This is a genomic window from Synechocystis sp. PCC 6714 (assembly GCF_000478825.2).
Taxonomy (GTDB): domain Bacteria; phylum Cyanobacteriota; class Cyanobacteriia; order Cyanobacteriales; family Microcystaceae; genus Synechocystis.
This window is the reverse complement of record NZ_CP007542.1, coordinates 2,661,646-2,673,912: the sequence shown is the minus strand read 5'-3', so window position 1 is coordinate 2,673,912 and position 12,267 is coordinate 2,661,646. Positions and strand designations below refer to the sequence as shown.

At 48.9% G+C, this 12,267-nt stretch carries 12 protein-coding genes; 7 read left to right on the top strand and 5 right to left on the bottom strand.

Features of this window, described 5'->3' with window-relative positions; genetic code table 11:
- Positions 1-41: 41 nt before the first annotated feature.
- Together D082_RS12260 and D082_RS12255 are read right to left on the bottom strand one after the other, a co-directional pair.
- Entirely contained in the window at positions 42-1,658 is a 1,617-nt protein-coding gene (locus D082_RS12260) for a glycoside hydrolase family 3 N-terminal domain-containing protein (protein ID WP_028947365.1), read from the bottom strand.
- A 38-nt stretch (positions 1,659-1,696) separates the two neighbouring features.
- Positions 1,697-2,128, bottom strand: a complete 432-nt coding sequence (locus D082_RS12255; protein WP_028947366.1) for an NUDIX domain-containing protein — start codon at positions 2,126-2,128, stop codon at positions 1,697-1,699.
- Between the two features lie 44 nt (positions 2,129-2,172).
- Between D082_RS12255 and folB the strand changes: the two genes are divergently transcribed.
- The 3 genes from folB to clpS all read left to right on the top strand — a co-directional run bounded on the left by folB (position 2,173) and on the right by clpS (position 3,772).
- Positions 2,173-2,595, top strand: a complete 423-nt coding sequence (folB, locus tag D082_RS12250) for a dihydroneopterin aldolase (protein WP_311134289.1) — start codon at positions 2,173-2,175, stop codon at positions 2,593-2,595.
- A 32-nt stretch (positions 2,596-2,627) separates the two neighbouring features.
- On the top strand, positions 2,628-3,251 hold the full coding sequence (locus tag D082_RS12245) for a LysE family translocator (protein WP_038530887.1): 624 nt from the start codon (positions 2,628-2,630) through the stop codon (positions 3,249-3,251).
- Between the two features lie 233 nt (positions 3,252-3,484).
- Complete coding sequence (gene clpS / locus D082_RS12240; RefSeq protein ID WP_028947369.1) at positions 3,485-3,772, top strand: ATP-dependent Clp protease adapter ClpS; 288 nt, start codon at positions 3,485-3,487, stop codon at positions 3,770-3,772.
- Between the two features lie 136 nt (positions 3,773-3,908).
- On the opposite strand, the gene D082_RS12235 is transcribed toward clpS, so the two are convergent.
- Entirely contained in the window at positions 3,909-5,096 is a 1,188-nt protein-coding gene (locus D082_RS12235; protein WP_028947370.1) for a glycosyltransferase, read from the bottom strand.
- Between the two features lie 166 nt (positions 5,097-5,262).
- Here D082_RS12235 and D082_RS12230 point away from each other — a divergent pair, with 166 nt between their 5' ends.
- From D082_RS12230 to D082_RS12220, 3 genes are all read left to right on the top strand, one after another.
- Positions 5,263-5,772: an inorganic diphosphatase gene (locus D082_RS12230; RefSeq protein WP_028947371.1), complete on the top strand. Its 510-nt coding sequence runs from the start codon at positions 5,263-5,265 to the stop codon at positions 5,770-5,772.
- 137 nt (positions 5,773-5,909) lie between these two features.
- On the top strand, positions 5,910-6,275 hold the full coding sequence (locus D082_RS12225; RefSeq protein WP_028947372.1) for an NAD(P)H-quinone oxidoreductase subunit M: 366 nt from the start codon (positions 5,910-5,912) through the stop codon (positions 6,273-6,275).
- Between the two features lie 46 nt (positions 6,276-6,321).
- On the top strand, positions 6,322-7,713 hold the full coding sequence (locus tag D082_RS12220) for a hypothetical protein (RefSeq protein WP_238546720.1): 1,392 nt from the start codon (positions 6,322-6,324) through the stop codon (positions 7,711-7,713).
- A gap of 4 nt (positions 7,714-7,717) precedes the next feature.
- Here the strand turns inward: D082_RS12220 and cbiD are convergent, their stop codons facing one another.
- Positions 7,718-8,857: a cobalt-precorrin-5B (C(1))-methyltransferase CbiD gene (gene cbiD, locus D082_RS12215; RefSeq protein WP_081857655.1), complete on the bottom strand. Its 1,140-nt coding sequence runs from the start codon at positions 8,855-8,857 to the stop codon at positions 7,718-7,720.
- 31 nt (positions 8,858-8,888) lie between these two features.
- Entirely contained in the window at positions 8,889-9,344 is a 456-nt protein-coding gene (locus D082_RS12210) for an SRPBCC family protein (protein ID WP_028947374.1), read from the bottom strand.
- Positions 9,345-9,548: 204 nt separating this feature from the next.
- Here D082_RS12210 and D082_RS12205 point away from each other — a divergent pair, with 204 nt between their 5' ends.
- Positions 9,549-12,248, top strand: a complete 2,700-nt coding sequence (locus tag D082_RS12205; RefSeq protein ID WP_051738841.1) for an efflux RND transporter permease subunit — start codon at positions 9,549-9,551, stop codon at positions 12,246-12,248.
- Positions 12,249-12,267: the final 19 nt, after the last annotated feature.

The window sequence follows — 12,267 nt, the reverse complement described above, 5'->3', positions numbered from 1 at the left end:
GCATTTAAAACAAAGATTAAAAAATTCAATTTAAACATTACTTAATTGGTAAAAATACCGTCTTTAACCCTTAGGTTTGATAATTCTTCCCAGCCAAAAAGTTTTCTAACGGCGATCGCCTGGGCTTGGGGCATTTGGCCATGGGAAAAAACCCAAGGTAAAAAGGGACAAAGTTCAGCTATTTGGGTTTGGAACCAGGCTAAAACGTACGGACTGCCGTAAATGATTAGCCCTTGTAAAAATGGATTGGTTAAACATTGACGGTACAGAGCTTGGGTTGTGGATGTTAAACCGGCAGTGCCCCGGAAGGGATTGCCCCGAATAAATACCTGGAGCAAAAATGGATTTTGACCAAGGGGATAGTGCTCCAACAAGTCTGGAGTAAGGATTTTGGCCGTGTATCCTCCTTTGATCGGCAAAGTTAAAGCAGGACAAGCTCGGTCTATAAAGTCGGCGGCAAGTAAATCATCGACAACAATTAAGTTTTTTCCCGGTTGATCGCCTAGGTTAGCCAGGGGCAAATCTCCCCCGGTTTCCAATGCTGTAGTAAGAATTTGATCGACTAATTTACGGGCTGGTTGGGGTTGTAAACTACCGGTGAAATTTCTGGGGTCGGGGACAGGTGCTAATTTTTGTTTGGCAGTTAACACCCGTTGTAAAGATTGTTCAATTCTGGCTTCCGTTAAACGACCCAACTCCACCGCTTCGGCGATCGCCGTAATTACTGGCACCGGATCGGGGGGCATCAGCAGAATATCCACCCCTGCTTCCAAGGCCCGGATAGCCACTTCCCCAGAGCTAGCAATGTCCGTAATACCTCCCATAATCAGCGCATCGGTGACGATAATGCCGTTAAAACCCAGTTTTTGCCTTAATTGTCCGGTCAAAATAGTTGGGGACAAAGTGGCAGGATTTTTTCCATCCCAAGCAGGAACAAGAATGTGGGCGGTCATGACACTATCCACCCCCTGGGCGATCGCCGCCTGAAAAGGAGGTAGCTCGATTTGTTCGAGCCGGTCAATGGTGTGGGGAATAACGGGCAAATGCAAATGGGAATCGGTACTGGTGTCCCCATGGCCAGGAAAATGTTTAGCAGAAGTTAGTACGGGGAAACTTTGAGTTCCCGCAATAAATTCCTGTACCAACGCCCCCACAATCCCTGGAGTTTCCCCAAAGGCCCGCACATTAATTACCGGATTATCGGCATTGTTATTCACATCGGCGATTGGGGCCAAAATCCAATTTAATCCCACTGCGACAGCTTCCTGGGCAATGGTTTGTCCCATTTGACGGGCATAATTTTTAGCCAAATCTAGATTTTTTTCGGCAATACTCCCCAAAGCCATGGGAGGGGGAAACCATGTTGCCCCAGGAAATCTTTGCCCCACCCCTTCTTCGATGTCCGCTGCTAAAAGTAAGGGTGTGGATGCCCAGTTTTGCAGTTGAGCAGTGCGTAAAGCCAATTCTGCTCCACTGCCCCCCAGCAAAATTACGCCGCCTAAATTGAGATTTGTTAGCCAATTTTGCAAGGTTTGGTTATCTGCCTCCCAGGCTGGGTAACGAATTTGGTGATCAAATAAAAACCCTGAGGCCCGCACCACAATTAATTGGCCAATTCTTTCTTCTAACGTCCAATTGCTGGAGTTGATTGTCACCATTAAGTTACCACTAAGTTAATTAAATTATGCTGGACTTTTTAGATAATCTTTTTGAGTAAGTTAAATCTTATTTGATAATCTTCTAACAGCAATTTAGTAAAACTATTGAGGGGAAAACTAAGGGCTTCCTGGGGAGTCAGCCATTGCCATTCGACAATTTCTTCGTTGGGAACCACCACCGTAGATTCACACCGGGCATAATAATTAAGCAAAACAAAATGGGCTGGGCAGTGAAACTGGGGATCGTTGACTGCTTCCTGCACCAGGGCAAATTCTATGTCCAGCAAATCTAAGCCCACTTCCTCCTGAAATTCCCGTTTTAGGGCTGTTTCCAACCTTTCTCCCCATTCTACTTTGCCCCCCGGCACCCCCCAGGTCCCCCGCCATTTGGTGGTTTTGACAATTAAAACTCGACCGTCGGGAGCAGTAACCAGCGCACCAACCGTGGCTAAAGGAAATTGGGGAGGCATGGCAGAGGAAAGTTTATGGCAATTTTTGACGGGGTGATCATACCATGGTTAGCTGGGAGCCCTTAATTTTCGGTTCTCCATCCGGTAGTCAGTTAATACTCAATCAATTTATGGATACGCTAAACGTTAAGGGCATTCGGGCCTATGGTTACACCGGCTACTTCGATGCGGAACAGTTTTTGGGCCAATGGTTTGAAGTGGATCTAACCATTTGGATTGACTTGGCTAAGGCTGGCCAAAGCGACGACCTTAACGATACCCTCAACTACGCCGATGCGGTGGCGATCGTCCAAAAGCTGATCCGTGAGTCTAAATTTAAAATGCTTGAGAAACTGGTCGAGGCGATCGCCGATGCCATTTTAGCGACAGGTAAAACCAAACAAGTTAAAGTTGCTCTGACCAAATGCCAAGCTCCCATTCCCGATTTTGATGGAGATGTGACCCTAGAAATCCTCAGAAGTAGCTGATTTTTCCCTATGCTTTCTAACGCAAAATAGCCATGCAGTTAACCATGGATTGGTCTAACATAATCGGCTTATTTGGTGCAATGGTGATACTTTCGTCCATTCCCAGCCTGAGCGTGTTGACCGTTTCTAGCAAAAGTGCCAGCGGTGGGTTTATCCACGGATTGTTTACCACCCTAGGCATTGTTTTGGGGGATATGCTTTTTATTCTGATTGCCCTCTGGGGATTGTCTTTTCTAGAACAGACAATGGGGGAATTTTTTATCGTCGTAAAATATATCGGTGGAATTTATCTAATTCTGATGGGAGTTAATACCCTCAGGGCCAAGGTTTATGATAGTAATTTAATCAAAGTCGATGCTAAATCCCTATCGTCTAGCTTTTTGACTGGTCTATTAATTACCCTGGCGGATCAGAAAGCTGTCTTTTTTTATCTAGGATTTTTACCCATTTTCGTTGACGTCAATAATGTGGCCTATCTGGATACGGTAGTTATATTGTTAACTGCGGCTGTAACAGTGGGAGGGGTGAAGCTGTTTTATGCTTTCCTTGCTGACCGGTCAACGTTACTTATCAAAAAGAAAAATAAGCAAATAATTAACTATCTGGCCGGCGGCTTGATGGTATCAGTTGGTCTATTTTTGATAATTTCCAGCTAGGAGCATAGTCATTTCCTTTTTTCTTTATCCCAGAGTCTTGACGGGGTGCATGGTCTAATCCTTTCTCCCACTTGCCGACCCGGGGGTAATGTTACTCCAAAAGTAAAAATTGAGGGCGCAAGACTCCATCTTTGGGCACTTGAAACTAGGCAATGGTGTATGACCTAAAGGGGTAATTGGCTATAATCTTAGGGAATCTGACGTTTCTCCGTTTTCGTCCAGGGAGGTAAATGATGGCGACCGAAGTTTTAAACAAGCCCAGCAATAGCACAATCCGTAAACACGCACCCCGTTACCGGGTTTTACTGCACAACGATGATTTCAACTCAATGGAGCATGTGGTGCAGACTTTGATCCAAACGGTGGCGGGTATGACCCAGCCCCAAGCGGTGGATATTATGATGGAAGCCCATGTTAACGGTATGTCTTTGGTGATTACCTGTGAGTTGGAACACGCTGAGTTCTACTGTGAAACCCTACGGAGCCATGGACTTTCTAGCACCATCGAGCCGGATGAGTAGTTCCTGGGAAGATTAATTGATTAGTTTTTGCTTGTATTGTTTGTAGCAACTTTGCCCATGGGTTAAGAAATGGTTTTCTAATTTCCCAAGACCCAATGGGTTTTGCTTTATTCGCTTAACTCTCCTTAGAGTAGGTTCAATGGAGTTGATGGTTGACATCGGTTACCCGCCAACTGAGTTTGACGTTAAACCAAAAGTTCCAAATTGTGACTAGGGCGATCGCCAGGGCATTGGCCAGGTAAGTATTGAAATGCAAAAAGTTGAAGAAGATATTTAACAACATTAGATTAATTCCCAATCCAGCCCAACAAATTAAATTAAATTTGAGCAAACGTTTGGCTGTTTGGGACGAACTTTTTTGGCCTTGGGTTAGGTCCCGGAAAGTCCAACGGTCATTCCAAAAAAAATTGTTGAGAATTGCTAATTGGGAAGCGATGATTTTGCTGCGGCTCAGGGGCAAGTCCCCCATGGATGGTTCGGTGAGCATAAATAGAATCAACATATCCACCCCGACCCCGGTCAATCCCACGGCGCAAAATTGCAAAAACCGCGAGGAAAGGGACAGTCTCAATTTCAACAGGTGTTGGAGATATTCCACATACTGGCGCCAGGTAACTTTACTTTGCCCCGATCGCCGTTCCCGAAAAACATAGCCCACTTCTGCCAACCAATGGATTCTTCCCCGGGCCGCCACTTCGATCAAAATTTTGTAACCCACGGGGCTTAAGGGACAATTGGCGATCGCCTGACGCCTAACCACAAAAAAACCACTCATGGGATCCGATAGGCGGCCAATGACCTCCGGCAGAATTAATAAACCCAACATTTGCGCTCCCCGGGATAGTAACCTGCGGACTAAACTCCATTGACTGACCCCTCCTCCGGGCTGGTGACGACTAGCAACAGCAAGATCTGCTCCCCGCTCCATTTCCGCTAACAGAGCTAACAAAACCTGGGGAGGATGCTGCAAATCTGCATCAATAACCGCCAAAATTTCCCCCCTAGCCCTTTGCCAACCTGTGATCACCGCTGTGGATAAACCTCGCCTCTCTGTCCTTCTGATCACCTGCAATTGGGGATAGAGTTGGCTTAACTCCAAGGCTATTTTCCAGGTCAAATCAGGGCTGTCATCGTCCACCACAATCAACTCATATTTTCCAGACCAACCGTGTTCCAACAGTTCCACCAGGGTTGCCACCATGGCTTGGATATTTTCCCCTTCGTTGTAGGTGGGCAAAACTAGGGAAAGCTCGATATTGTCCAATTTCCCCAGGCTCGGCACCGTTAAAGCAGTGGATGGCGATGAATGGGAAAAAAGGGTCATAGAAAATGATCAATCAGGAATGGGCAACGGATTCATTATGGCCTGGGAAGAGCCAAAGGGAAATGCCGGAGGTTCCCCTAGTGCGGGGGGAGCCCAGCGAGTAAAATGCGATCGGGTTTCGACCCCATTTTGTTGTGACTCTTTTGTACTTTGTTGGAGAAAAATTGTGGACCTAAGCCGTATTCCTGCCCAGCCCAAAGCCAGTTTGATCAATGTGTTGATCGAAATTCCCGCAGGGAGCAAAAATAAATATGAGTTCGACAAAGATTTGAATTGCTTTGCCCTCGACCGGGTACTCTACTCTTCGGTACATTACCCCTACGATTACGGTTTTATCCCCAATACCCTCGCCGATGATGGTGACCCCTTGGATGGCATGGTGATTATGGATCAACCCACCTTCCCCGGTTGCGTCATTGCCGCTCGACCCATTGGTATGTTGGAAATGATTGACGGCGGCGATCGGGATGAAAAAATTCTCTGTGTTCCCGATAAGGACCCCCGTTACACCTACGTTAAATCCATCAATGACCTGGCGGGTCACCGTTTAGACGAAATCGCCGAATTTTTCCGTTCCTATAAAAACCTAGAGAAAAAGGTGACGGAAATCCTGGGATGGAAAGATGTGGATGCGGTACTGCCCCTGGTGGAAGAGTGCGTCAAAAACTATAAATAGTACTAAATCAGAGCCTACTCACTCAGGGAATCTACTGTGGGAATGGGGTTAGGCTGGGTTTCTTTCCTACCCAGTCGCCACCCCTGGGCAAATTTGTCTACAATTACTTTTGACCTCCAGAGGCCTAATTGACTGCCATGCTTGTTAAATCGACCACCCGTCACATTCGCATTTTTACCGCTGAAGTCCAAGGCAATGAATTGATTCCTAGTGATAATGTCCTCACTATGGATGTGGACCCCGATAACGAATTTATTTGGAATGAGGACGCTCTGCAGCAGGTTTATCGTCGTTTTGATGGGTTGGTGGAATCCTACGGCGGCGAAGATTTAACGGATTACAATTTGCGACGCATTGGCTCAGATTTGGAACATTTCATTCGTGACCTACTGCAACAGGGAAAAATTAGCTACAACCTGGACTGTCGGGTGTTGAATTACAGCATGGGACTGCCCAAGGTGGAAAATCGGGAGACCGCAGGCAAATATTGGTTAGATCAGTAACTAGATCAATAATATTAACCATCAACAATTAGAGGGGATTAACGCCGTGCTTGATCGCCATTGGCGAATTAAAGATAACCACAGCGGGCGGAGGTATCGTTTTGGAGCCCTTGCCATAGCGGCCATATTTCTGCTGGCGATCGCCATTGGTTTGGGGGGCTGTCAATCCCTGTCGGCATCGGAGCCACCACCCTTGGTGAAAACAAGTGAGCCAGTGCAAGTGGGTAATCTGCGGGAGGTCTCCCCCCCTAAAGCGTTGCAGGCGTTGGCCCCCAGTTTTAATCAGTACCAACCCCAACTAAAAATTGTTTCCCCCGCTCCGGACACGGTGATCAAAAAAACAACGGTGACGGTGCAACTCCAAGCAGAAGACCTACCCCTGAGCAACGATGACAGCGTTCCTCTCCGGGCCCACGTCCACTTAATTCTCGATAACGAACCCTACCGGGCCATTTACAACCTAGACCAACCCATTGTTCTAGAGGATTTGGAGCCGGGTACCCATACCCTCAGGGCCTTTCCTGTTCGCCCCTGGCATGAAAGTTATAAAAATGATGGGGCCTACGCCCAGGTGACGTTCCACGTTCTGACCAAAACCGATAGCAACAATCCCGACCCCGATTTACCCCTATTAACCTATAGTCGTCCCAAAGGGGATTACGGTGCTGAACCAATTCTTTTGGACTATTACCTGACCAACGCCCCCCTCCACATTGCCGCCGCAAATGACCCCGACTTGAACGATTGGCGTATTCGAGTCACCGTTAACAATCAAAGCTTTCTGGTGGACCAGTGGCAGCCCGTTTATCTGGAGGGTTTTGAAACTGGGGAAAATTGGCTCAAGTTGGAATTCATCGATGAAGGGGGTAATCTGGTACCTAACCGTTTCAACAACACGGTGCGGGTGATTAATTATCAGCCCGATGGTCAAGATGCTTTTTCGCGTTTAATGCGAGGGGATCTACCTGTGGCAGAGGCTTACGAAATTGTCGGTTTGAAACTGCCCTTTGGCATATCACCTACGGAAGAAACGGAAGAATTGGTGGAAATAGAAACTGCCTCCGAGCCTTTACCTCTAGAAGAGGAGGTGGAATTGTCCGAACCGGATCAACCCGTTGAAGCCATTGATGAAGCAGCCATCGATGAAATTGAGAGAACTGAAACCACATTAGAATTGGAAGAGGCTCCCACATCTACCCCTGTCGAATCGGCGACGGATGTGCCCATTGCTCCAGAAAGTATTGAGGAAAATGCATTAGAGCCCACTTCGCCGTTGTTGTCGGAACCCCAAGCAGCGGAACTAGGGTCAGAGTCCGGGGAAATATCCGAACCGGCTCAACCAGTTGAAACCATTGATGAAGCAGCCATCGATGAAATTGAGACAGTGCAGGAAGAGGAAATGGTAGAGGAAATTGAACCACCACTCGTCGAAGAGTGAGTTACTAATATTTGTTCGATATGCTTAGCCCCAAGCTTTGCATTATGGTTTGACCCTGGGCACTAATCGCCACGGGTTGGCGATCGCCATCAAACAGTAAGCTCCCTACTTTGAGACGGCGTTGGCTAAGTTTATAAACATATTCTTCAGAACGGCGATCGATGGTTTCAGCAATGGCTTGGTAAATGACATCAACCCAAGGATAATTTTGCTCCGTTTGCCAATGGCGTAATCGTTTTAACCCTGCTTCGGTGGTGGCCCCTTGGCCAAGTTCCGCCACTAGGGGATAGGGTAAGCCCGCTTGTACAGCCTGGGCGGTGAGAATTTCCAAACGGGCATCGGCCAGATAATGATGGGTGTGGAAAATGCCCCCTGCCAGTTTGATTAATTTGCCGTGGTAACCCAAAAGGAAAATTTCCGCTACTGCCGCTTCTGCCGCTGACACCAGCATGGACCCCAACCAATTGGCCGTTTTAATCATTTGATCCGGCTGGACGCCCCATTGTCGAGCTAAATCTAAACCATTTTCCCCTAGACAAAAAACTAAACATCGCTGTCGGCGGGCTAAATTTTGCAATTTTTGCTGGAAATCCGCCAATTGTTCCGGGGCGCTTAGGGGTTGGGCAACACCACTGGTTCCCAGGAGGGAAAGACCTTGCACTACGCCAAAAGCTGAGTTGGATGTGCGGGTAGCTAATGTACGACCAAAGGGCAAAATTAAGGTAACTGTTAGATTGTGCTCCCCATCTAGGTAAGGTTGCAAATGCTGGCCTAGGAGTCGTTGGGCATAACTGTAAATGGCCGCTTCATCATTTTTATTGATCTGTTTGCCAATACCCTCTCCCCCTTTAATGATTAATTCTCCCCGTCCCGGGGTAAATGCCACTTCTGCCCAAACAGGGGTATGGCGAGTTAGATCCAAGTTGTCCCCCGGTTCACTGCGGGTAATGGCCAACGCCCTTTGGTTATCTAGTAAGGCCCCCTGCTCAACCGGGATTTCTGCTATTACGGCGGGTTCCAATAAATCTAACCTAACCACATCTGGACAGTTACCTGTTAATAGGGTCTCCACAGCGGCGATCGCCGCCGCACAGGCAAACACGGGCAGGGTATAACCAGATTGGGCAGGGATAGGCTTATGCAAATTTTTCTACCAAACTCGCTGTCAATATGGGCTAATTATGCAGGCCACTGTTGATATATTCCCTTTCTGCCACTTGTTTTAAACGCCGCAGTTGGGCTTGCATATCCGCACTGGTCCAGCGGGCGGCAAAGGTCTGAAAACCCCATTGGACAATGGGATTAGGTACTGTAAATTCGAATCGGTTCAGCAAATAGGTGCCTTCTTTTAGGGGACGACACTCCCAGCGGTCTTGCCCCTGGAAAAATCCTTTAAACTGCCACACCACTAACCCTGGCGATCGCTCCACCACCACACTTTTAAGGCTGGGTTTGAGCAGAGGAATCTGGATCGTGAAACGACTGCGGCCGCCGATCGCCGTGGACCATTGGCCGATGGGTTCACAACGCAAGACGGGATTGAGCCAGAGTTGCATCAGCTCCAAATCAGTGAAACACCGTTCCACCACTGTGGCACTAGCGTTAATTTCAATGCCCTGCTCAAAAATCACAACGGTTTATGGAAAAGCTGGTTCGGAAGGGGGATGGGTTGATCTTCTCGGTGATGGTAGCAGATTTTCCTCAGCCTTAACTGTTCCGGCCCCAAGACAATCCATAGGGAAAGATTGACCCAGGCCATGTTCTGCTAGATTAGCCGAGGTGCAAATTGATCTGTTTTGCACTAACCTCCGCCAAAAATTTTAGGAATTCCCTCGATGCAGTCCCCCCGTGCTCCCCGCTGGAATCTTTCCCATTGGGCCATTGACCATCCCCGGTTCACCATTGGTTTTTGGTTGGCGATCGCCGTGGCGGGGCTATTGGCTTTTAGCTCCCTTAAATATGCCCTGTTTCCGGAGGTGAGTTTTCCGGTGGTCATTGTTCAAAGCAGTGGCACCGGGTTGGATTTGACCCAAACGGAGCAGAAATTGACCGTTCCCCTAGAGGAAAAACTGCTCACCATCGCCGATGCGGATGTGCAATCTTTCACCTATCCCGGGCAAACGGTGGTTTCGGTAATTTTTCTGATGGGCCAGTCCCTGGAAGAAGCCACCACAGCGGTGGAGCAATCTTTGCGGGGAGTGATGTTGCCGGCCGACAGTGATATGACGGTGTCCCCCTATAACCTCAATGAATCGGTGGCGGTGACCTATGCCGTTGCATCCGAGCAGTTATCTCTGGAGGAAATGGCCGGGCCGTTGCGGGAAAAAATCATACCTCAGCTACAGGGTATTGATGGAGTATTAAGGGTGGATCTACTGGGGGATGCCAATTTTCGCCCCCCAGGGATCAAGGCATCGGCGGCACAAACCATTAATCCCCCCACGTTAACCCGCCACAATGGCCAGGATGTGTTGGCGGTGCAGATGGTCAAAACAGCCCAGGCCAATACCTTGGAAGTGGTAAACCGGGTGGAGCAGTTAATTGCCCAGCAGACTCCGAATTTTCCCCAGTTAGAGTTCATTGAGGCGGAAACCACAGCGGGTTACATCCGGGAAGCAACCCAGGCCACCATTGACGCTTTGTTGGGGGCGATCCTGCTGGCGGTTTTGATTATCTATCCTTTTCTCCGTAGCATCTGGGCCACTTTAATTTCGGCGATCGCCATTCCCCTTTCTTTGCTGGGAACGTTTATTGTCATGGCGGTGCTGGGTTTTAACCTGGAAACCCTGACTCTGTTGGCTTTGGCATTAATTATCGGCATTGTGGTGGACGATGCCATTGTCGATGTGGAAAACATTGCCCGCCACGTTGAAGCAGGGGAGCCACCGAAGAGGGCGGCCAAAAATGGCACCCAGGAAATTGGTCTGACCGTATCTGCCACAACTTTTTCCATTGTGGTGGTGTTTTTGCCCATAGCTCTGCTGGGGGGAACCCTGGGGGAATTTTTCTTTCCCTTTGCGGTCACCGTCTCCGCCGCTGTGCTAGTTTCCCTATTAGTGGCTCGCACCCTATCCCCCGTGTTGACAGTGCTGTGGTTAAGACCTCAACCCCAACGCTCAACTTCTTGGTTCAGTCGCGGTTTAGATGCCTTCGGCGATCGTTACCAACGGATTTTGGCTTGGTCATTGGGGCACCGCTGGTGGATTATTGTCCTGGCTCTAGCTAGCTTAATGGGGGGCTTGGCCATTATTCCCCTCATTCCCCAGGGTTTTATTCCCAACCTTGACCGGGGAGAGTTTAACGTTATTTTTCAATCCGCACCGCCCAAAATTGCCGGGGCTTTATCTGCTCCCCCCAGCGCTAGTGGAGGCAATGGAGAAGGAACCGGAGGAGCTTTCAGCTGGATCGATCAATTAGCTGTTAATCCAGAAGCAGTGTTGTTACGGCGGGGGCGACGGGTGGCTGAACAATTGGAACCACCCATTTTAGAAAATCCAGCGGTGGCGGAAACGTTTACGGTGGTGGGAACCCAGGGCAATCCCCTCCAGGGCAAAATTTACGTCAAACTCAAGGGCGATCGCCAGGGGACAACCCAAACGGTGCAAACGGAAGTGCGGGAAACTCTGCCGGCAATTCCCAGGGTGACCACCAGGGTGGAAAATATCCTCTTTGTGCAAACGGGGGATGATACGCCCCTGAAGCTGGCTCTGCTGGGGGAAGACTTGGACGTTTTACAGGCCACCGGGGAAACGCTGCGGGAAAAGGTGGCGGCCTTGCCAGGATTAACCCAGGTCACATTAACGGGGGCCGAACCTGAAAGTACTGGCATTGTCCGTCTACGGGGACAACGGGCGGTTTATCTCAATGCCTCCCTTTTGCCCGACTCAGCCCTGGGGGATTTAACCCAACAGGTAACGGCGATCGCCGAAGGATTATTGCCGGAAGGGGTAGCACTGAGCATCCAGGGGGAATCGGCCCGGGTCGGTTCGGTGTTTCGGGAATTTGCCCTTGCTTTTGGGCTTTCCATTTTGGGTATGGCGGCCATTTTTCTGGGACTATTCCGCCGCCTGCTAGAACCCATGGTGGTGCTACTCTCCTTGCCCTTATCCATTGTCGGGGCCATGTTAGGACTGTTGTTAACCCAGAGCGAATTTGGCATGATTTCTCTAATTGGGTTAATTTTTCTCCTAGGGTTGTTGGATAAAAACGCCATTTTGCTAATTGATTACGCTAATCAACTGCGGCATCAGGGTTTATCCCGGCGGGACGCTCTTTTACAAACGGGCCATGTCCGTCTGCGGCCCATTTTGATGACCACCAGTTCCACTATTTTGGGCATGCTTCCCCTAGCCCTAGGTCTAGGAGCCGGAGCAGAACTCAGACAACCCATGGCGATCGCCATCATTGGGGGTTTATTTACTTCTTCGGTGCTCAGTTTGGTGGTAGTACCGGTTTTGTACAGTTTATTGGACGATATGTTTGGTCGTCCTGAGACTAAAACCGAAAATCTCGACCCCCAATCCCCCATTAACTAAAGGCAGTTTTCAGACATCA